Annotated in this window: 18 protein-coding genes; 6 read left to right on the top strand and 12 right to left on the bottom strand. The window is 58.3% G+C overall.

From position 1 onward, the window contains the following. Window positions 1-92: 92 nt before the first annotated feature. Window positions 93-1,442 (top strand): tyrosine-type recombinase/integrase, encoded by a 1,350-nt coding sequence (locus tag L6Q21_RS07275; RefSeq protein ID WP_237830133.1) that lies wholly within the window; start codon window positions 93-95, stop codon window positions 1,440-1,442. Window position 1,443: 1 nt separating this feature from the next. Here L6Q21_RS07275 and L6Q21_RS07270 read toward each other — a convergent pair whose 3' ends face one another. From L6Q21_RS07270 to traA, 3 genes are all read right to left on the bottom strand, one after another. Further along, window positions 1,444-1,674: a helix-turn-helix transcriptional regulator gene (locus L6Q21_RS07270; RefSeq protein ID WP_237830132.1), complete on the bottom strand. Its 231-nt coding sequence runs from the start codon at window positions 1,672-1,674 to the stop codon at window positions 1,444-1,446. Window positions 1,675-1,720: 46 nt separating this feature from the next. After that, complete coding sequence (locus L6Q21_RS07265; protein WP_237830131.1) at window positions 1,721-1,894, bottom strand: hypothetical protein; 174 nt, start codon at window positions 1,892-1,894, stop codon at window positions 1,721-1,723. A gap of 280 nt (window positions 1,895-2,174) precedes the next feature. Further along, window positions 2,175-5,150: a Ti-type conjugative transfer relaxase TraA gene (gene traA / locus L6Q21_RS07260; protein ID WP_237830130.1), complete on the bottom strand. Its 2,976-nt coding sequence runs from the start codon at window positions 5,148-5,150 to the stop codon at window positions 2,175-2,177. Between the two features lie 168 nt (window positions 5,151-5,318). Between traA and L6Q21_RS07255 the strand changes: the two genes are divergently transcribed. Next, a complete protein-coding gene (locus L6Q21_RS07255) occupies window positions 5,319-5,648 on the top strand; it encodes a conjugal transfer protein TraD (protein ID WP_418895812.1) in 330 nt (109 codons plus the stop codon). Between the two features lies 1 nt (window position 5,649). Further along, complete coding sequence (locus tag L6Q21_RS07250; RefSeq protein ID WP_237830129.1) at window positions 5,650-5,880, top strand: conjugal transfer protein TraD; 231 nt, start codon at window positions 5,650-5,652, stop codon at window positions 5,878-5,880. On the opposite strand, the gene L6Q21_RS07245 is transcribed toward L6Q21_RS07250, so the two are convergent. Genes L6Q21_RS07245 through L6Q21_RS07210 form a run of 8 tightly spaced genes read right to left on the bottom strand, consistent with a single transcriptional unit; the run spans window position 5,881 to window position 18,072 of the window. Continuing rightward, window positions 5,881-8,559, bottom strand: coding sequence for a DEAD/DEAH box helicase (locus tag L6Q21_RS07245; RefSeq protein ID WP_237830128.1), 2,679 nt, complete (start codon window positions 8,557-8,559; stop codon window positions 5,881-5,883). Next, window positions 8,556-10,178 carry a site-specific DNA-methyltransferase gene (locus L6Q21_RS07240; RefSeq protein ID WP_237830127.1) on the bottom strand — a complete coding sequence of 541 codons (1,623 nt, stop codon included), beginning with the start codon at window positions 10,176-10,178 and terminating at the stop codon, window positions 8,556-8,558. The genes L6Q21_RS07245 and L6Q21_RS07240 overlap by 4 nt, the downstream gene beginning before the upstream one ends. Beyond that, window positions 10,175-11,968: an AIPR family protein gene (locus tag L6Q21_RS07235; RefSeq protein WP_237830126.1), complete on the bottom strand. Its 1,794-nt coding sequence runs from the start codon at window positions 11,966-11,968 to the stop codon at window positions 10,175-10,177. Before L6Q21_RS07235 ends, L6Q21_RS07240 begins: the two co-directional genes overlap by 4 nt. 2 nt (window positions 11,969-11,970) lie before the next feature. Further along, entirely contained in the window at window positions 11,971-14,292 is a 2,322-nt protein-coding gene (locus L6Q21_RS07230) for an AAA family ATPase (protein ID WP_237830125.1), read from the bottom strand. After that, window positions 14,292-14,474 carry a hypothetical protein gene (locus L6Q21_RS07225; RefSeq protein ID WP_237830124.1) on the bottom strand — a complete coding sequence of 61 codons (183 nt, stop codon included), beginning with the start codon at window positions 14,472-14,474 and terminating at the stop codon, window positions 14,292-14,294. Before L6Q21_RS07225 ends, L6Q21_RS07230 begins: the two co-directional genes overlap by 1 nt. After that, on the bottom strand, window positions 14,471-17,326 hold the full coding sequence (locus L6Q21_RS07220) for an SNF2-related protein (protein ID WP_237830123.1): 2,856 nt from the start codon (window positions 17,324-17,326) through the stop codon (window positions 14,471-14,473). Before L6Q21_RS07220 ends, L6Q21_RS07225 begins: the two co-directional genes overlap by 4 nt. Before the next feature lie 45 nt (window positions 17,327-17,371). Further along, a complete protein-coding gene (locus tag L6Q21_RS07215; RefSeq protein WP_237830122.1) occupies window positions 17,372-17,761 on the bottom strand; it encodes a type II toxin-antitoxin system VapC family toxin in 390 nt (129 codons plus the stop codon). After that, window positions 17,758-18,072, bottom strand: coding sequence for an AbrB/MazE/SpoVT family DNA-binding domain-containing protein (locus L6Q21_RS07210; RefSeq protein ID WP_237830121.1), 315 nt, complete (start codon window positions 18,070-18,072; stop codon window positions 17,758-17,760). Before L6Q21_RS07210 ends, L6Q21_RS07215 begins: the two co-directional genes overlap by 4 nt. Before the next feature lie 835 nt (window positions 18,073-18,907). Here L6Q21_RS07210 and L6Q21_RS07205 point away from each other — a divergent pair. The 3 genes from L6Q21_RS07205 (at window position 18,908) to L6Q21_RS07195 (ending at window position 20,984) form a co-directional block, all read left to right on the top strand. After that, complete coding sequence (locus tag L6Q21_RS07205; RefSeq protein WP_237830120.1) at window positions 18,908-20,164, top strand: tyrosine-type recombinase/integrase; 1,257 nt, start codon at window positions 18,908-18,910, stop codon at window positions 20,162-20,164. Window positions 20,165-20,251: 87 nt separating this feature from the next. Continuing rightward, the gene (locus L6Q21_RS07200) at window positions 20,252-20,578 is read left to right on the top strand and encodes a type II toxin-antitoxin system MqsR family toxin (RefSeq protein WP_237830119.1); all 327 of its coding nucleotides are present in this window, start codon (window positions 20,252-20,254) and stop codon (window positions 20,576-20,578) included. Beyond that, window positions 20,571-20,984: a type II toxin-antitoxin system MqsA family antitoxin gene (locus tag L6Q21_RS07195; RefSeq protein WP_237830118.1), complete on the top strand. Its 414-nt coding sequence runs from the start codon at window positions 20,571-20,573 to the stop codon at window positions 20,982-20,984. Before L6Q21_RS07200 ends, L6Q21_RS07195 begins: the two co-directional genes overlap by 8 nt. Before the next feature lie 140 nt (window positions 20,985-21,124). Here L6Q21_RS07195 and L6Q21_RS07190 read toward each other — a convergent pair whose 3' ends face one another. Then, entirely contained in the window at window positions 21,125-21,385 is a 261-nt protein-coding gene (locus L6Q21_RS07190; protein WP_237830117.1) for a helix-turn-helix transcriptional regulator, read from the bottom strand. Window positions 21,386-21,522 lie beyond the last annotated feature (137 nt).

Raw genomic sequence — 21,522 nt, 5'->3', positions numbered from 1 at the left:
ATGGTATGGCGCAGGATGGTCGAGAAACGGGCTTCCGGTACCAACAGCGCCTGTTGATGGTATTCGTTCGCCCCCCGGCCGGATGCGGATTTATGAGCGAACTCACTGATAAACAACTGAAAAATCTGAAGCCAAGGCCCAAGCTCTACAAGGTAGCGGACCGCGACGGGATGTACGCGGCTGTTACCCCGACCGGGGTCATCTCGTTCCGGTATCAGTACCGGGTGAACGGGCGGCAGGAGGTCTTGACTATCGGCCGGTACAGCGCCGACGCGGCGCGCAAGCTGACACGGGCGCCCGACGCGCTGGAATACGGAATGGAAGTATCGCTTGCGGAGGCGAGAGCGCTGCTGGCGCGGGCGCGGCGTCAGGTCGAGCGTGGCGAGTCCCCATCGAAAGCCAAGGTGGAAAAGCGCACCGCGTCAGCCGCAGCGGTCACGTTTGGCGGGTGGGCGGAAGCCTATTTCAAGCACAAAGCCGATCCCAAGTCGGGGGCCGAGAAACTGGCCGACAGCACCTTGGCGATGCGCCGATCCGTCTATGATCGCGCCATCGCGGGAGAGCTGTCGAAGCTCAAGCTGGGGGAGGTGACGCCACAGCGTCTCAAACGTCTGTGCGACGAGGTTAAGGAGAAGCGCGGGCCGGCCGTCGCCGTGCATGTCCGCGAGGTCGTATTGCTGGTGTTCCGCCATGCCCAAGGAAGTGGGCTGGATGTGAGCAACCCGGCCGAGTCGATCCGCACCAGCGCCATCGCGACTTTCGAGCCGCGCGACCGCGCCCTATCCCCGTCAGAGGTCCGCGCGGTTCTGACGGCTTTGGATCATGTGGCGGCGGCTCCCACGCTACGTTCAGCGGTGAAGTTTGTCCTGCTGACCGGCGTCCGCAAGTCGGAGTTCATCGACGCCACATGGAAGGAAATCGACTTCGCCGCCGCGCGGTGGACTATCCCGGCCGAGCGCATGAAGGCCGGCAAGGCGCATGTCGTTCCGCTGAGCGATCAGGCGCTTGACATTCTGACGGCGTTCCGCACCATGTTCGGTGCCAGTCGATACCTCCACCCCGGTCGATACGACGGCGATACGCCCATCAGCAACGCCACGCTCAACCGCGTGATCGACACGGTCGTAGAGCGCATCCGCGAGAATGACCCGGATTTTCAGAGCTTCGGTGTTCACGACCTGCGCCGCACGTTCTCGACCGGCCTGAACCGCGCCAAGTTCGATGATCGCTGGATCGAGATGAGCTTGGCCCACGCGCCCCGGAACCGGATCGCGGCAGTCTACAACGTGAACCGCTACCTCGCCGAGCGGAAGATCATGCTTCAATGCTGGGCTGACATGCTCGACGCTTGGGTAAGGGGCGAATCCGCCAAGAAGCTGATCGCCGACGCGAAGCGACGTGCCGCCGAGGTTCACGACGACGAACTGGACGACGATCTCTGAACTACGTGGGGCTGGCGTCCATTCTGTCAGTCGTTGTCATTGGTGGCCGCCAGCCGGCGGGATCGGCGATCCAGCGGTCGATGTCGGATTCATGCCATCCCGCGCCGTTGACGCTGATCCTGAGTTGGGGCGGAAACGTGCCCTCGGCGATCTTGCGGTAGATGGTGGACCGGGACAGGGCGGTGCGGGCGAGGACGGTTTTCAGGCGGACGATACGATCTGGTGTGGGCATGGCAGAGTTGCCTCCTGCTGCTTGTTTCTGGATGCCCCTGGTCCAGTCAGACCAAGCCGCCACGCGCGCGCAAGAGGATTTTTCGTGCTGTCGTACTGTGGCGTACAATCGGCGGTAAATAGGACGATTCCAGAGTCTGGTCTTCCGTCAAGTTCAGGCAGATGTTGTGAGCGAAGGTCCGTTCCTGACCGAAACGATAACCTGATTCGATCTGGAACATACTGCTCCGTGATCGGCTGCGACGCAGCCGATCAAGTCCGCAAGGGGAGCGCCAGCGCTCCCATCAAGCCTTTGTTGCTTCCTCACGCTTTGCCGGGCCGTGAACCGGGCTGTCAAGGCTGGCGCGAAACGCGCCACCGCGAAGCGGCTGCGGCCTTGACTGCCCGGTTCAGGTCCGGCCTCTTCTTGGAAAGCAACAAAGGCTCTTTCCGGCCCATCCGGTTTCAATCCTGATGTTCTGTCGCGGCGATATGACCGGAGTCGACGACAATGGGACGGTTCTACATTCCGATGCCCAGGTCCCGGCCCCTGCCAAGGCCGTGACTGAGGGCGAGTTGCCGACCAAGCTTCATCCCTGAGTCGAAATCCATGCTGATGCCGAGTTGCTTCTTGCGGCCTTCGAGTAGGGATTCCATCTGCGGATCGCGTTCCAGACTCATCGCCATGTTGCCCATCTCCGCGCGCGCCGACCTGTAGCCGGAATAGTTGCCCGCCGCATATTGCCGGTCGCCGGTCTGCTTGAGTTCCCGGAACCGTTCCACGAAACGATCCGCGCGGCGCTCCGGGCTGGTGCGAATCTCGGTTTCGAGTTGCAGGGCGCGGATGGCACGATTGACCTTGCCCGATCCCGCCTCATGGGCAAGGCTCTCATCCTTGGCATAGGCCGCTTCCGCGTCCTGCCAGCCATAGGGCCGCACCTCATCAAATGCCTTACGGGAATCGACCAGTTCTTCCCATTGTGCGGGGCTTGCCTTGCCTCTGGCATCCTCGGCGTTGAAGACCTGGCCAACGGCATGGGCATGGCGAATGAGTACCATTCTGCGGGCGTGGCGCAAGGCATCTTCCGGGTCTATTCCGGCGTCCTGTGCTACCGCCTCGATCTCCTCCCTTATTCCCCTGCCGGTCGTCTCTCTTTCCGGCCCGTCTGCGCCGTCACGAGTTTCGCGCACGCTGAAGATGATGTCGTCGATCCGGTCGAGAGCATTGTCCGGCACACGTATCTGTTCAACGGCAGCATCACGGGCATGGAAGGTAATACCGCGCCGTTCGGCGTAGCTCTGCGCCGGTTCGTAATCCGTCGCCATGTCCTTGGCCCGGTCGCACGACAGAGTGTTGATGAGCTTGTCCTGACCGGCGAAGTCGTTGCGGCCATAATGCAGGTCCATGCCGTCGCGGTGGCGCGACAGAGCGACATAGCTGCCGTGGGCGTCCATGCCGGGCGTTGCCAGCACATGCGTCCGGTCCACGGTCATGCCCTGCGCCTTGTGGATAGTCGCGGCATAGCCGTGGTCGATGCGGTCATAATCCTTCAGGTCGAAGGCAATGGAGCGGCCATCGTCGGTCTGCACCGTCATGCTCTGCGCGCTGACCTGTTCAATGGTCCCCAACGTGCCGTTCTTCACGCCAATCCCGCGTTCGTTTTGAAGGAACATGACGCGATCCCCGGCGGCGAAGCTGCGTTCACCGCGTTCAACCGTCACACGCACATCCTCGCCCAGATCGCCAGCCTCCCGCATCCTGTCGCGGGCGGCCTCGTTGAGTTCCCGAACCTCGGCATTGGTGTGGGTGAGGATGATGCGGCTGCTGTCCGGTGCCGCCTGACGCTGACGGTCCCATCTGTCGATCAGATCACCGCGCGCCTGTTCGCGTGTTTCGGCGGAATGCACCATGTCGTGACGGTCATAGGCGTTGATCGCTTCGCCGGTTCGGCCTGTCGCCAGATCGCGCGTAGCGTCCCGCTGCCAGTCTTCACGTTGGCGGCGCACCTCCCCAATCTCCGCGCCGCCGTGGCGTTCGTGGATGGAACGGAACGCCGCGCCCGCTTCGATGGATTGCAATTGCTGCGGATCGCCCACCAGAACGACCTTTGCGCCAGCTTCGGCGGCATTCGACAGAACCCGCTCCATCTGCCGCGTGCCGACCATGCCCGCCTCGTCGATGACAAGCACGTCGCGGCTGGTGAGCATGTCGCGGCCCTGTCCCCAGCCATATTCCATGCTGGCGATGGTGCGGGATGCGATGCCCGATCCGCCTTCCAGATTCTCGGCGGCGATGCCGGACAGGGCAACGCCGCGCACCTCATAGCCAGCCGCTTCCCATGCCTCACGCGCCACGCCGAGCATGGCGCTCTTTCCCGTCCCCGCATAGCCGACGACAATGCCAAGATTGCGTCCGTCCGTGACATGCGCCAGCGCATCGGCCTGCTCCCCGGACAGAATAAGACCGCGCTGTTCGGCCCGCGCCAGAGCGGCTTCGCGGTCCCTGTTGCTGACCTCGTGCCGTTCCTTCTCGGCCATCATCTCGGCGGCGCGGTGCAGGCGTTGTTCGGCCTCGATCATGTCGCGGGTGGTGAACCGATCCTCGCCGCGTCCGTCCTTGCCAAGCTCGACCAGATCGGGCGAGCCGCGCATCGCGCCCATGACTTCGTTGAACTGGTCGATGCCGTCACTGTGCCGATGCGCGAACATCGCCATTTTGCGCCGCGTGAAGGTTGATTGCTGATGTGTGATCGCATCCAGCGCCACCGATGGATCGGCGATGATGCGCGCTCCGTTGTTGCGCGCGATCTCGCGGTGCATGTCGGCGCGGTCTGCGGCCTCGATCCCTTCGCCTTCGATCCGCTGCGCAGGCGCGCCGATCTGGCTTTGCGGCTCAAGCGCGATACCCTGCGCCTCAAGGCTGCGATGGTCGATCCGCGCGTCAATGTCGAGTTCGGCCAGCCGCTCGTTGACATGCTCGGCCCAGCGTTCACGCCAGCGTTCGACCATCTCGGTACGGTTCCAGTCCCGCACCTTCGGGCCGAAACCGTTCTCGTCCACGCTGCGCATGGTGAGCATGACATGGGCGTGGGGTTTCGGCATCCCGTCCTCGCCGATGTCCCAATGCACATTCAGATCGGCGATCATGCCCTGATCGACAAATTCGGCTTGGGCGAAGTCGCGCGCCAGTTCGATGCCCTGCGCCTGCGTCATCTCGCGCGGAATGGAAAACTCCACCTCGCGGGCAAGCTGGGCGTCCTTCCTGACCTCGAACGCCTCTACATCATTCCAGAGCCGTTCGCGGTCGCCAAGATGCTCGGGCGCACCATCCGGCAGCATGACTTCGGAATGGACGACGCCGCGCTTGTTGGAGAAGTCCTGAAGGCGGTCGATGCGCTCGTCGCGCAAACGCGAAGCCGAACGGTAGGCGGCGGACGCCACCGCGCTCGATCCGGCCTTGCGGCCAATGACCTTGACGTGAAGATGATAGATCGCCATTGCGATCAAGCATTGGCACGGCCAAGCGCACGTCGGAACGACGTATAAGCGCGCCCTCCCTCGAAAAAATCTCGGGATGGACCGGGCCGTGCCACGCCGTCCTGGCAACAATACTGCGTTCAGCCATCTTCGCAACTATCATCCCCGCATCAACAGCTTATGGAGGCCATGATGCGCAAACCGAGAGACTATGACGCGGAACTGAAGGCGCTGGAGGAGAAGGCGCGGGAACTCAAAAACCGCAAAGTGCAGCAGCTCGGCGAACTGGTGATCGCCACCGGGGCCGATGCGCTCACCGCCGACGAACTGGCCGGTGCGCTGGTCGCGCTGGCCGAAACCACCGATGCCGGAAAGCGGGAGGTATGGGCCAAGCGCGGAGCCGCGTTCTTTCAAGGCCGGTCCCGGCGATCTGCTCCGGCATCTGACCACGACACTGGCGGCGCTCAAGCGCAACCAGGCGGCGCGCAACCGGCATCAGGCACAACGGGCGCGGCATGACATGCGGGCATGGCAGGTCGAGCGCCGCAAGCGAACGCGGCATCTGATCGAACTCGGCGGCCTTATCGTCAAGGCGGGCATCGTGGACCTGACCGGCGATGATCGCGCCATCATCTATGGCGCGATGCTCTGGATGGCTGACAAGCTATGCAGCGAAGACGGCGCTCATGCGCGGGCGCTCTGGCAACGCAAGGGCACACGCGCGTTTGAAACGGATGCAAATGGATCGTAGCTATCCAAATTGTTTCAGCAGAAAATCGACCGTTATGTTCTCAGCGATGGCATCGTGGGGAATCAGCACGTACTGCCATGGTTTTCCACCATAGGAACGCGCGTGCTCGCTTGCCCATGCGCACCATTGAATGGCCACGTCGCGCTTGGCGAGCACGTCGCCGTCTTGCATTTGGGTTGCCATTTTCGGCTCCAACATGAGGATGCGATCCGCCATTTCGGCTACGAAATCGGGCTGGTATTCGAGATGGTCATTGCCGCTGCGGTAGAACATCTGAAACTGCCCCTTGGCCGGTCGCAGCCATTTGAGCGATTCCCGCTCAAGGATGACAGCGAGCTTCCGCTCGGAATCTGAGTGAAATTTGGTGACGGTGGACAGACATTTGCTGAATCCCCCGAACAGATAGCGGGCCATGTTGCTCTTGTCGGCGGGCGGCACACGGTAATCGAGTGGTGCTTCACGCAGTGCGGTGTAGGCGCTTTCCTTCAACTCGGTGAACCCTTGGCGCACCTCGTGATGGTATTCGACGGTATCGTCTTTCCAGAAGTGGTCCTGCATCTGCGCGTGGACGGCGCGGGCAATCTCGCGCTGGTGCAGCGCCAAGACCTGACCGGCGTCCTTCTCCGAAAGGTAGGTCAGCAGATGGCGCACAACCTGTCCTGCCAGCTCGTAGAGCATGTCGGCGTGTTCGTCATAAGCGATGTCGGGAAAGTCGATCAGCCCGCTGACAACATAATCCTCCAGCCGCCGCTCCAGCAGATTGCCCTGTGACAAGCCGATCACGTCCACCTGATCCGTCCGCAGATGCTTAGCCCACAATTCTTCGCTGGGCGCGGGATAACGCATTCCCGACAAGTCGAGGGTAAACGGTTTGAAGCCCGCCTTCACCTCGCCCTTAGGCATCACTGTGATGCGAGGAATGTCGATGGTGCGATCTGCCATCAGCTTGGCAGTGGCGGCGATCACCGCTGCCATATCGGGTGCGGGCTTGGCGACGCCTTCTAGTTCCATTTGCGCAGGCTGATACTGGCTGCGCACCTCGCGCACGATCTGCTCCTGCACTTCGGGGCGCGACAGGTAGGACACGCTTGGCACCTTGTCCGGCTCGCGCGCCAGCTTGCGGAACGCATCATAAGCGAGGCGCGCAACGCGCATTTCGTCGGGATCGGTGAAAGCTGGGGTCGGCGCAGGACCAACCGAAGCAGCCCCATCAACCGACTGCGCCGTCTGAAGGCCAAGGCTGCCCAAGATAGTTGGGGCAGAAACCACCGTCACCGTCTTGCGCGTGAGGTCGGCTTCATCCAGCACCAGTTGCTTCAAGCGGATGGGCGAATTGGGATTGTTGGCTTCGTCCACGATCTCCTGAAAGCGGTCATGCGCGACGATGTTCAGGCGATCAACGGCAGTAACGCCCGTGCGCTTGCCATAGGGCAGGCGAAGCCCGCGCCCGATGCTCTGTTCGATCAGCGTTCGCGCATTGGCGGCGCGCAACGGGATGATCGTGTAGAGGTTGGTCACGTCCCAACCTTCTTTCAGCATGTTGACGTGAATGACGATCTCGACCGGGTTGTCGTTCTGCTCGACCGTCAGCAGCTTCTCGACCGTTTCCTCTTCTTTCACGCTGGAATCGACCTGAATTACCTTGTCGGCATAGCGGGCTTCAAAAAACGCATCCGACTGGATCAGGCTCATCAATTCGGCGGCGTGGGTCGTGTCACGTGCAATGACGAGAACGAACGGCTTAACGATCCGCTCGCCATTTTCGCGGGCATAGGTTTCAAGATCGACCTTCACGCTTTCATGAAGGCGAACGCCGTCCTCCAGCTTCATCATCTGAATCGCGTCGGGCGACTTGCCTGCCGGATTGAAGTCGCGCCGGGTGACAACGGCAGGCTCCTTAACGAAACCGTCCTCCATCGCACGAGCGAGCGGGTAATCGAAAATGACGTTGCTGAACGGCACGGGGCCGCGCGCACTTTCGACGAAGGGCGTTGCGGTCAACTCAAGACCAAGAACCGGTTTCAACTCATTGATCGCGCGCATCCCTGCGGTCGCGCGGTATCGGTGCGATTCGTCCATCAACAGCACCAGGTCGGGCAGGCTGGCGAGGTGATCGAAATAGCTTTCGCCGATTTCTTCGCGGAACGAGCGGATACGCGGGGATCGGCCGCCGCGCACCTCGGAGGAAATTTTGGCGATGTTGAAGATGTTGATGGTGGTCGGGAATAGCTGCCCGCCGGATGCGATCTGCCTTTCGTAGGTTTCCCCGGTCGTCAGTACGGGCGGCGAAATGGCAAACTCGGATATGCCCTTGAATACATATTTGGGGGTGTTCGCCGTGAAATCGGCGATCAGCTTGTTGTAGATGGTCAGGTTCGGGGCCAGCACGAAGAAGTTATTGATGCCGTGCGCCAGCTTCAAATAGGCAATGAACGCGCCCATGAGGCGTGTTTTGCCGACGCCGGTTGCCAGTGCAAAACATAGCGAGGGGAAGTCGCGCTCGAAATTCGTGACACCCGGAAACTCGCTCTTGATGATGTCCAGCGCAGCGGCAAGGTCAGCGGTTTTGGTCGGCCGAACGATTTCGGTAACGCGGTCGAGGATCTCCAGGCTCCGGCGCTGAGGCGCGCGCAAGCTCAACCGACCAGCGATAGCGTTGACTTGACGAAGATTGCTCATGCGTCTTCTCCGTCATCGAAAAGCCTGCCCTGCCGAGCGGCTGGCGCGGTCGGAAGCTCGGCCTGCGGCAGATTGGCGACGTTGAGGCTGTAATCGTCATGCCCCCATTCGCATCGACTGCGGATGTGGTTGGGAATCTTACGCACGGTGAGGTTCTGCCAAAGGTCGGTATTGCCCCGATAAGCGGCACATAGGATCAGCAGCGAACGCCCTTCGCCAACATCCTCGCTTAATGCCGCCAGTTCTTCCGGCCCCAAGGTTTGCGTGGTTACATAGAGGAAGTCAGCTTCGGATGAATGCCCCTGCTGCCAATAGACATCGGGGCTGGGCGCGTATGCGAAACCCTCCAGTTTGCACAGCGCCTGCGCCAGCATCTCGGCGTTATACTGCTTAGAGATGACCTCGCGGCCCCATTTGTCCTTTTCGAGGAGCGATGGAGCCAACTCGTAGTAGCGGAACCCGCCGCCACCTTTCCAATCGGCTGCCTTACTAATCCCGCCCTGATCTGTGCCGTCGATCACCTTCCGCAAACGCGGGGCGACGTGAGTGAAGCAATGATCTCCCAGCTCGACCATGATCCAGCGGCGGCCCATCTTATGGGCGACCGCGCCGGTCGTGCCGGAACCAGCGAAGGAATCCAGAACGAGATCGCCAGCCTTCGTTGCCAGCAAGAGAACCCTTTGGATGAGACGCTCCGGCTTTGGTGTGTCAAAGAGATCAGCTTCCAGGACCGCCCGAACCTCGGAATTGGCCTCTCTAGTGGTGCCCACGTCGTTAGAAAGCCACACGGTTTCGGGAACTCTGCCCTCTTGGTCTGCAAGATAAATCTTGCGGATAATTCGAGTTTCATCGGCTGAGAATACGATCTTTCCCTCCGAAAGCTCCCTCTCGAATGTTTCCTTGCTAAATCTCCAACCTTTCGGCGGATGCTTGATAATATTCCCCGAAGGCGTTGTAATATCATACATCAAGTTCTTGCGAACGAGTGCATTTCTGACGTCACCTGATCTCCACGGTCCGCGAGGGTCGTCATCTGGGTTCCGATAATTTACATTATGCTCGTCCGTCCGAGGTAAGTCTCTCAATACGAACTGATCTGACTTTCGGTAGCTCAGAACGTAGTTGTGTCCGATGGAAAATTTCCCGCTATATCCCTTCGCTTGAACGCTATGCTGCCATATGGCTGACCCGATGAAATTTACTCTGCCAAAAATCTCATCGCATAACACCTTCAGATAGTGCGCTTCGTTGTCGTCGATGGTGATCCAAAGCGATCCGTCCTCCGACATTAACCGACGAATGACCTCCAGCCGGTCACGCATCAGCCCAAGCCAAATGCTATGCTCCAACCCGTCATCATAGTGCGTGAACGCGCTGCCGGTGTTGTAGGGTGGGTCAATAAAAACGCATTTCACCTTGCCTGCGTAATCCGCTTCCAACGCCTTCAACGCGAGCAGATTATCCCCGTGGATCAACACGTTGTCGAAAATGTCGTTCTCGCCTACGCGCGTGGCTGCGTGATAGCTCTTCTCCGCATCCTCGATCAGAATGCGTGGCTCAAGCCGGGGGCGATTTTCCTTGCCCACCCATGTCAACTCAAGTTTCTGCTTCTTACTCATACGATGTTACCGATCTGGGAAGCTTTAGATGATAGATATTTGAAAAAATCAATTTGATAGGGTTGGCCTATAATGAGTTTAGCGCGAAGGGCTTTGATCGCCGGATCGCCTTTCAGTCCATACTGGCGGACCATTAGTCTTCGGATCACATTGAGCGTGTGGTCCTGATTCTTTGATATGGCGAGTGGTCCCGGCCAGTCGAATGACTGTATAACTTCCCACAAATGCTGGCGCAGCGTATCATATGGCGCACTCCCCGCTGTTTTAAGCTTCGCTGCGTCAATGAGAGCGTTGCCGCCGATCGCTTCCCGGAACTGCTTGGCAAACACAAAGGCCAAGGCATATTCACTGTGCTTGTAGGCCTTCCGCTCTTCGTGCAAGCAGCCACGTACAGATGCAGAAACCTGTTGCTTGATATAACGATAAACCGTGACCGCGTTGGCCAGCCTGATCGAACTTAGCGACTGACTGAAAATCTGCCTATATGGCTCCCCGTCCGTTTTCTGGAAATCGACGAGTGAACGCTTCATCCACACCGGATAGCGGGGGTCCAGCTCAAGCATGGCAAGTGCCTGAATTGCTTCTGCCACCAAAATTCGGTTTGGGTTGAAACCTGTCACCGCCTCGCCGACGCGATACACATATTCGATGTCTAGATGCTGGAGTTCCCGCCGGACGCGCTCCTGCTCTTCATCGAGAGCGGCGAAGGCAATCTCCTTCACATCATTTTGGGTATTGCGCGCCCGTGTCACTTCCTTGCCGAAGTCACCCTCGGCGTCAGCCTTTATCAAGGTAATCATAACCTTAGCATCGGATATATCTGCGGCAGGATTCTCTGCAACGAAGCTCGCAGTGGACGCCACGGTCTGCGCACCGTTGATGATCGAGAAACCAGTTAGCTCAAAATCCCGATTCTCCGTGCCCTTGCCGCTCTTTGGCGCGATGTCTTCGCAAAGGGCGGTGACGCCGTTATTCAGATATTGGAAGCGTGTAGGGTTGGTCGCCAATGTCTCGCGGATCGCCTCGTTGACGGGCGTATTGTGGCCAAGCCAGGTTCGGATGTTCTTCTGGTATAGAGCTTTGCCGTGCTTCTTGTGGAGATCGGACAAGTCTGACAAGGCGACTGTGCCGTAGTAGGCAATCTTCGGCTCGGTCGCTGCGCCATGGTTGTAGAGCGTGATCCGGCAATCGACGGGTTCGACTGCATTAACGCTATGGAGGCCTGCGACGGTGCGGGCAGCATCGAAATCCAGAACGGCATCGGTCAGCCGGGCATCGCCACCCGCCTTGTCCGCGAGAAGGTCGTCAATAGCTTTGGCTGCGTTAGCCGTGATTCCTTCGCCAGTATGTGCAATGACGACTTCGATCTTGTCGCAATGATCTAAGGCAGCACTGATTGCAGATTCTCGGGCGATTATATTTGCGTTGAAGCCGCTGTAATCGCCGTTGAGTAGCTTTCTGATGCCCTGCGAAAAAGTCAACGCTTCGGCTTGTGTAAACGAAGCCGTGTCCTTCAGCTTGGCCTGGGCGAGATAGAGGGTCTTCGTCCGGGCGTGGTAGTAGATGGCATCAATGCCGTGATCATCAAAATCATCAACTACTGCCTTTGCCGCCTTTTTAGGGTCAAGGCGGCATATGTGGTCGATTGCAAAGGCCGCGAATGAGCGGTCCACATTCTTCTTCAAGTCGTCTGCATCCGACTTGGGCTGCAAAAGCTTGGGCAGATGCGGCACATAGACTTGCTCAAGGTGCCGTTTCAGAATCGCAAACTGCTCAGGACGAATTGGCATATTCAACTAGGCTTTTTTAACGGATGCAGGCGGCGTGAATCGGCGCTGTTGCGCCAATAGCTGCCGGACTTGTCGTTGCTTGGCCAGCCGTCTTCGGGGTGCGTCAGCGCATCGACCAACATCAGAACATGCTTGGCGAAGCCAACGGCGTCGGTGTCCAGCAACTCGAACGAAATGGCTTTGAAATGGGCACCAAAGGCGTTGCGCGCCTGTGCGATGCGCGTCAGTTCATCAAAGATCGGCTTCAACGGGACTGTGCTGGTTGAGGCGGCGGCTGCGTCGGTGATGCCGTCGCGGATTTCCACTTTTAGCGCATCGCGCAGCTTGGTGCTGATCGCTGGCAGCAGGTCGCCCAATGTGTAGGCAGCCCCATGACGACGCGGCACAGCGCATTCATATTTTAGGGTGAGATAGTCCAACACCGCTTCAAGGATCACGCCCGCTTTGCTGCAAATGGCCTGCGGATCAATCGGCGACTCCGTGAGAAGCGTCCGTAGCCGGTCAACTTCCGGCAATGAGCTGATGATGCGAATGCCATCGTCGATGGCCCAGCCGGTCAACTCTACGAATTGACACGCCTGTCCGGGCTTCAGCCAGCCCCAGCGGTATTTTTCACGCCACGGGCGATAATGGGTAGTGACGATGGTATGCTGAAACTTGGCGCTGATCTCATAGATCATGCCGATCACGCGCTCGACATGCGGCTCATCCACGCTACCCAACACATCGTCTAGGATCAGTACGGTATCGTCTGCGCGATCGCGAGCGGCGAGCGCCAGAAACACGCATAGGCCCAGCGTGTCCAAATGGGACTGGCTGAAATAGGCTTGGGGCGGCGCGTCGTGACCGGAGAAGTCGGCCTTCAATTCGATGGAGGCGCGCTTCTTGGGGTCAAGCTCAAGGGCGATGGTGTCCAGCCCTTCGCCCGGATGCACCTTTTCGTAGAGCTTACCGACTTCCTGCGCGATCTCGGTGATGATGCTGTCGGTGAACTTCTGGCGCTCATCAACGCACTGCGCCAGCGCATCCTCGATTTTCGGAATCAGGTCGGTCAGCTCTTGTACGCGGGCGGCGTTAGTATCGTAACGCTCGGCAGCCGCTTCTAGCTGGGTAAGGAACTTGCTTTCATCGCGCCAACCAGCCTCAACCTCAGCCCATGTTCCGGCGGTCGCCTCATTGGCGGTCAGCCATGCGGGCAGCGCGGCGCTATCGGCCGGTGGTGGTGCGGCGGGGAGTTGCACCGTCGCATTCCACTGGTGGCTGGATTGAGCTGTCGTGAAGGTGGTGACGGCTTTCTGGTAATCCGCCTGCGTCTGCACCAACGCCGTTTCAGCATTGTTCAATGCTGTTTGCTGGGCATTTTTATCAGCGTTGGCTGTCCGCAACGCTGAAAGTGCATTGAGCCTTGCGTCGATCTCCGCCGCCAAGCCCGCGATGTTTTCGTCGCTCGCGCACAATGGGCATTCTGTCGATTGTGGATGAGCATGGAGGTAATTCCGACCCGCTTCCAACACGGGCAATGTCTCACCGGCCCCTTCTGTTGCGGTTGCAATCGCCGTGCTCAAAGCCTGATCTGCCGATGCCAATGCGGCCTTGGCGGTCGTCACTGCGCCTTGGCGGGTGACGAACTTCTCAGGATAGCCTTTGAGGGCATCGAATGCCGTCCGCAATTTTCCAATCGCGGTGATGTCGGAGTCCAAGCCAGTCGTCGGCTCGGCCAATTTCTGCTTGGCCCAGGTGACGGCGTTCAAGTCCGCCGGACTACCCGCAGCTTCGTAGAAACCTTGCAATGTGGCCAAGTTTTCCTGTTCCGCGGCCTGAGCCTGCTGCTTCTCGGTCGTCAGCGTTTTGCCGAGTTGGCGAAGCGTCTCTTCCGAACGCTCATATGCTTCGATGTCGATGAAGCGTTTGATGGCCTCGTAGCGGGCGGCGGGTTGTGCTTGGATTAGTTCCAGAATTTGCCGCTGCCGCAAAAGCTCGATCCGGGGGCGAGCAGAAACGGGCGAAACCGAAACCTTCTTGTCGACAATCCTGCCGGAGCATTTGGCCGTATGGGTTTCCAATTCCACCACCAAGGCGGTCGCGGGCTTACCGGCGGTCGGCCAGAATTTTTCAAGCCCCTTGCCCATGCCGCGATTTTCCAGCGAGCCGATACGCTCAAACGCCAGAAACTCGAAAGCATCGCAGATGGTTGTTTTGCCGGTGCCGTTCTCGCCGTAGATCAGGGTAAGCTTCTTGTTTTTCTCGAAGTTGAGCTTGAACGTTGCAGCGGAGCCGCGAAACGCAGTCAGCCTCAGTGATTTCAACGGTGCGGACGCGACCATCAGCTTGTGGCCTTCGCCGACGCAAGGTCGATCTCAAGTTTCCAATCGCTGCTCTGCATCGTGCCAGTGGCGATCTTCGCAACAAGGGCATCGCGCTTGTCAGCACGCAGCAGGCCCGATTGGATCAACCGATCCACTGTCAACGCGGCTAACTTCGCCGATGGCACCACATCATCGCTCATTGCACCCCCCATCGAATCGTGAAGAGCGGCTGCACGTCGATCTTCTGCTCCAGCTTCCCTTCGATCTGAGCAATAAGCTCCGTGCGCTGCCCGTCAATTTTATCCTGCGCGTCGAATAGCGAGCGGCGCTTGGTCGAGCGTTCCGCTTCCAGCGCCTTGACAGCTTTTTGTCCTGCCAGCTTTTCTTCAAGGGTCAACGCAACAGTTGCCGCGCGCCGCGCTTCCTTGATCTGGCGATCCAACTCCTTCAATTCGCGCTCAAGCCCGATTTTCAAATCGTCGGCCCAACCGTCCAACTTGTCGGCCTCGGCCTCAAAGAAGCGGGCGTTGCGTTCGGAGATGTCCCGGCGAATATTTGCTTGCTGCGCGAGCAATTCATCGGCCAATACCGCCGCAACGTCGCCCGGTTCGCTGACCTCGCCCGCCACCGATCCACCAATGGTCATCAGGCGTAATGCCGCCTCGTTCCCAAGCGGCACTCCATCATCGCCCACGCCGGACAGTAATAGATGATCCTCGCTCTGGCCAAGAGCATCGACCGAAAGAAGCGATGCCGCGAGCCAGCCGGTTTTGCCGACGAGCGGTTCGATCTGTGAAATGCGACCTTCGTGCTGCGAGTAATCGAACACGATCTCGGCGGTCGGCAATGCCCGCGAGCGCGCCCGCGAAACGATGGCTTCGCCGAGCGGATGATTCACACGGAAGAAATGGGCCTCGCCAGAACGGCGGGGCAGTTCGTAAAGGCCGGTCGGAATGTTGGTGCCAACAATCCAGCCTGGCAAAGCGTTGAGCCGGAACGATGATGAATCGACAAAATCCGCCGCTCCATCCAACTCATGTTTGGCCAACCGCATCAACTGCTGCTCAAACTGGTTGAGGTGCAGGTTTGTGTCGGCGTTGCGGACTTTCAGCTTCTCCCGAACCTCGTCATCGAAATTCTCCAACAGCTTTTGCCGCGCGTGAGTCATTGCCTCATTGATCTCAAGCGTCAGTTCCTGCTGGAGTTCATCGAAGGCCGCTTTGATCTCGCCGGTTTGGCGGCATTGCTGGTAGATACCAGCAATGCGCTTTTCAAAATCGACGCCGGACTCAATGACGCCCAACACTTCGTCGCTCGCGCCGAAGACGCCCTCGAACAATTGGAATTTCTCGGACAGAAGCTGATAGACGCGCTGATCCGCTTCGTTCTTCTGATTGAGGAAATTGACGACCACCACATCATGCTTCTGGCCGTAACGATGGCAGCGGCCGATCCGTTGCTCGATCCGCTGTGGGTTCCACGGCAGATCGTAGTTCACCACCATTGCGCAGAATTGCAGATTGATCCCTTCGGCACCGGCTTCGGTAGCAATCATGATTTTGCCGCGCTCGCGGAAATAATCGACCAGCGCGGAACGCATGTCAGCGGTCTTGGAACCCGTCACACGATCCGAGCCGATGTGGCGCGCCAGCCATTCCTTATAGATCGCCTTTGAATCTTCATCGGTGTTGGTGCCGTTGAACAGGACGATGTGATCGGCAAACGGGCTGTCCGCAAGAACGCGAAGCAAATAGGATTGTGTCTTGCGGGACTCGGTAAAGATGATGGCTTTTTCGTCCGCGCCAAACTCACGCGCCTTGGCGAAACCAACCTCTAATGCCTTAAGCAAAGCGCGCCCCTTGGCGTTCTGCTCAATGGAGGTTGCAAGCGTTGCGAACTCCCGAAGCTCAGCAATTTCTAGTTCCAGCGCCCGCTGGTCGGCTTCGGTCAGCGGCTCGGATTCGTCATCCGGCCACTCTTCCGCCGTCTCATCCAACGCCTCGTAATCCTCGTCCAATTCCTCGACGAGCGACATGGACTTGCTCTGATCGAGTCGTTGTTGAAGCCGATTGGAGATCGAGGTGAGCGCCCCGGCAATGGCAAACGTCGAAGACGCCAGCAGCTTGCGCAGCACGAGCGTCATCAGCGAACGCTGGCTAGCCGGAAGTGCCTGTAGATTGTCACGCTGCAAATATGCCGTGACGAGATTGTAGAGCCGGTCCTCGGCCTCGTCCGGGCTGAATTCCTCAAGGATTGCGTGACGCTTGGTGTACGGAACATACGCCGTAACCTGACGCCGCAATGTGCGGTGACAGATCGGCTTTAAACGCTCCTTCAAAATCTGGAATGTGCGCTCCTGCGCCCCGCCGCCGAACTGCTCCCGGAAGCTCTTCAAATCACCGAACGTGTGTTCGTCGATGAAGCTGACCAAGCCATAAAGTTCCAGGAGCGAATTTTGCAGCGGTGTAGCCGTCAGCAGCAGCTTATTGCGTTCGGCAAGCGCGCCTTTCAGGGTGTTGGCGATGACGTTTGATGGCTTGTAAACATTGCGAAGCCGGTGGGCTTCGTCGATCACGACCAAATCCCAAGGGGTGGCTTGCACGTCCGCTGCCTTGTTCCGCGCAAACTGATAGGAGCAAATGACGATGCTATCGGTGCGATCAAACGGACGGAAATTCCCCGCCTTTACTTCGGCATTGTAGGGCTTGGACTCGATGATCGTGCAGGGGATAAAAAACTTTTCGTTGAGTTCCTGATGCCACTGCTTGCGGAGGTTGGATGGCGCGATGATGAGAATGCGCCGTTTCCCCTCTGCCCAGCGTTGAGAAATGACCAATCCGGCTTCAATTGTTTTGCCAAGGCCAACCTCGTCGGCCAGCAACGCGCCCTTAGATAAGGGCGACGCAAACGCGAACAATGCCGCATCCACCTGATGGGGGTTCATATCGACCTGCGCCCCGGCAACCGCAACGGCCAGCTTCTCACTACTGTCAGAAGAGCGGCGTCGGATTAGATCGCTGGCAATATACTTGGAATGATAGTTTGTGATCATGCTGCGCCCCCCAACGCCTTTCTGTTACGTTTCAGATGGCGTGAGTCAGCGCAACAACGTAATGGTCAACCCTGTCGTACTCGCAACCTGCTGCCAGGGTCGATCGGCGGTTAGCACTTCAGCATTCCGCAACTTTGCCAGCGCGAGGCAGGAACGATCGCCAAGAGACAGCCCAGCCTTGCGCGTGATGCTTGCAAGCTGGCCAGCAGTTACCGCCTGCACCGAATCAAAAGAGACTATCGCGATCCCGGTATCGGCAAAAAAGGCGTCGATCGCTTCAGTCGGCAATTCGTTGATCGCCGCATAGGTGTAAACCTCCGCGACGTTGACGGTGCTGACAATCGCTTCATCAAGCAGGTCGAACACGGAGTCACCCCCCGCCTCGCCAAGAATGGCGGCAAGAATCGCCGATGCGTCGATTACAACTGTGCTCAACGTTTGCCCGCCTTTTCCGCCTCATCGGCGCGCTCGGCAGCGCGCCAGCCAAGGAAGTCAGCGACACTCGCCTTGTCAGCAAGGCCGCTCTCCCGTGCCAACGCTTGGATGCGCTCCTTGACTTCTTTCATCGTCCTTATCCTGATCGCACCATCGATGACCTCGATGCGAACCGGACCACCCCGCTCAAGGCCAACCGCACGTCGCAGCTCGGCTGGCAAGCTCAAGCGTCCGGTCTCGCTAACATGCCCGCGCAAACTCGATCCGTGCGATACTGCATCGACGGTTGCTTGCTTACGTGAAGCCGCCATGTCGATTCTCCATCAATGACTGTTATGCGTTTTTAGCCACGTAGCCAGAATAGGGCATTTTCTCACCTTAAGCCACAAATATGTTTTGCGCCAGGCGGGGCAAGCTCGTCCCGGCCACGATTCCAACCTCGTTCCTAGAGGGCTATGGCGTAAATGTAGCGATCGTCGCTGTCGGTCGCGGCCTGCCACGGCCGTCTGGACCGTGAAAGGGAAGCAGGCATTCGACGATGGCTAGACCCCAAACCGCTCCCGCATTTCCCCGGCCTTCACCCATTCCATCGTCTGATCATCCTTGAAAATCCGCTTTTAAGGCGGATTTTTCCATATGATGCGGTGGCGGCTCAGACTCTTTTGGTCTGCATTCTCGCGACGCTCGTTTATGATGCGTGCGCGTTTATGGCGGGAAGGATCGCCATATAGAATCCGCGAATCCTGCCCCCTTGGCTTGGTGGTATCGCAGTTGGTATGAGTTTGGAGCATGAGCGGAAAGCCCAATAACTACAATGCGAACTCAAGCCTATTGACCATCGAGTGGGAATGATTTTACCCCTCCCAAGGGCGCCTAAACTACGCCATTTTACGACATAAGTGACTGATAATAAAAAAATTTCCTGTTCCGAGCAATCAGGGACAATCGGGGGGTAGCATTCGAATTTGCAGCACCCGTTGACGGTATCGCCTCGTCTTGCCCGTTGCCTAAATCGCCGTTACCGTCAGAGGCACATCAGCTTCTGACGGTAATTTTTTCCGCATAACACCATGAAAGGCCATAGCTTTTCGGGTTGGGGAAGGTGCGTTTTGGGGCTGACGGTAAAAACGATTGGAGGCCCTGAAAATGTTGACTGATGCAGGACTCAAACATCTGAAACCAAAAGAGAAAGCTTATAAGGTTACTGATCGCGACGGGATGTATGTGCGCGTTGGCACCAACGGCACCATTTCCTTCCGCCTGGATTACCGTTTGAACGGCCGGCGCGAGACCATAACCTTCGGAAAATATGGAGGATCGGGCCTATCGCTGGCCCGCGCCCGAGAGAAATGCCTGGACGCAAAGCGTATGGTTGCCGACGGCCTATCGCCATCCATTGAGAAGCAACGAGAGAAGCGCAGGATCAAGGAGGCGAAGAGTTTTGGTGAGTTCGGAGAGAAGTGGCTGAAGGACGGACCAATGGCCGACAGCACTCGGGCGATGCGCCGCTCGATTTTCGAACGCGAGTTGTTGCCGGTATGGCGAAATCGGTTGTTGACGGAGATCACTCCCGGCGATCTCCGCGCTCATTGCCTCGCCATAGTTGACCGTGGGGCACCTGCGACCGCGATCCACGTCCGCGATATCCTAAAACAGATATACGGATTTGCGATTTTGCACGGGGAGAAAGTCGCCAATCCGGCCGACGAAGTCGGGCCGGCTTCGATCGCGACGTTCAAGCCCAAGGATCGCTCGCTCTCACCATCGGAGATCCGAGTCCTGTTCAAGATGCTGGAGAAAGTGGCGACCCTGCCCACCATCCGGCTCGGTATGAAGTTTTTCCTGCTGTCCATGGTTCGAAAGAGCGAATTGCAGGATGCGGTCTGGGATGAAGTTGATTTCGAAAACGCTGTCTGGTCAATTCCGAAGGAGCGCATGAAGCGATCGAAGGCGCACAATGTCTATCTGTCGAGGCAGATGCTCGACATCCTGATTGCGCTCAAGACGTGCGCCGGAAACTCGAAGTATCTGCTCCCGTCGCGTTATGACGCAGATGCGCCGATGTCGCGGGCCACGTTCAACCGTGTGACCTACTCCGTAGTCGAACAAGCGAAGAACGAAGGTTTGCCGCTCGCGGCGTTCACGGTGCACGATCTCAGGCGGACTGGATCGACGCTACTGAATGAGCTGGGCTTCAACAGCGATTGGATCGAAAAATGTTTGGCGCATGAGGATGGGCGATCCTCGCGCGGGGTCTATAACAAGGCCGAATACGAAACGCAGCGCCGGCACATGATGCAGGAATGGTCGAACACGATCGATTCTTGGATCAATGGGCAGAAATATGCCCCGACCGTACTACCGCCAACTGAGGCGCTGTTGGATCTCGATCCCAGCCTGTGACACGCCGCGCTCGCCAATTGCGAACTTCCGCGAGACAAACGTGACGCATCAGCCACCTTGTGTAATTAACCTTTAAGGTGTATATTGATGATTGCGATCAAACGTAAGCCGCATCACGATCTTCAGGCGGTCAAAGGGAAGTTCGCTCGGGTGGAAACACTGGAAGTCACGCGCACGGCTGTCGTGAACGCGCGGGCTCTAGGCTATTCGCTCGATGACATTGTGGAAGCGGTCCAGGCGCTCGAACTCGGCGATTTCGTCAAGTCGGAGACGGCGCACAGCCCGCCGAACTCGAAGGTATGGCACGACACCTACAATCTCCCGTGGGATGATCGCTGGCTCTATCTTAAGTTCGCGGGCGAAACGCTCATCGATGTCATCCTCAGGTCGTTCAAGGAGGTCGATTATGGCTGACACCCGCATTCATCCCGAGACGGGCAAGACTCTGCGCCGCGATGTGCGGGAGCAGGTTGTGGCCTTTGGTTCTTTGTCGCGCACGGTCGATGTGCCCGGCTGGTATCCCGATGACGACAGCGATTCTGTTCATAGCGGTGAGGACCTGGCTAATTCTGACCGCGCGTTCCAAGATCTGAAGGCGGCTTATGGCGCTCATGTTCGCCGAATTAGGAAGGACAAGCTGAAGTTGACCCAGGAAGAAGCTGGAAGGCTGATCGGTGGCGGCCGTCGCGCATTCCAGAAATATGAGAGCGGCGCCACGCCTCCGAGCGATGCCGCCGTTGGTCTGATCGAGCTGCTCGATCGCCATCCGGAGGAACTCGAATTTTTGCGTTCCATTCGGCCAACGGCACAAGCGGCCTAAGACCATTACCGGTAACGTACACCCCAGCCTTTGATCGGATGTGGCGGAGAGCGGCAGGTCTTTCTGCTGACGGCGACGTAGAAGAATCCTATATCCGTCTTGCGCGATCGGTCGGCAGCTTCAAGTCCGATTGCTCTTCACTATCGCCTCACCGGCCTGGATTTCCGATTACGCACATCCACTTGCTGCCCCCGGAAAATTGGCTTCGTACGACGGGAGTTGATCCAGGCCTCCACCTCCGCAAGATCCCAAACTACGCATCGTGATGACAGGGCGAAGCGCCGCGGAAACTCGCCAAGTTGTTCCATTTGGAAGATGGTGCTGTCTGCCAGTGGCACCATTTCCCTCAGTTGCTTCCGTCTGATGGTACGTGTGTAGGTTCCATCTTGGAGGTTTATCATCGTTCGGTTCCTACCCTGAGCGATTGCTACAACCAGAGAACGAATGTCTTGCGATAATGGAAGGGTTTTTGGACCGAGTGACCTGCTCCCCATTTTCAGGCCGCTGATAAGTTAGCTTTGGTGTCCTTATGCCCTTG

The organism is Sandaracinobacteroides sayramensis, from assembly GCF_022014495.1.
Lineage (GTDB): Bacteria > Pseudomonadota > Alphaproteobacteria > Sphingomonadales > Sphingomonadaceae > Sandaracinobacteroides > Sandaracinobacteroides sayramense.
The sequence above is the reverse complement of the archived record's forward strand: the minus strand, read 5'-3'. Positions and strand labels throughout refer to the sequence as shown.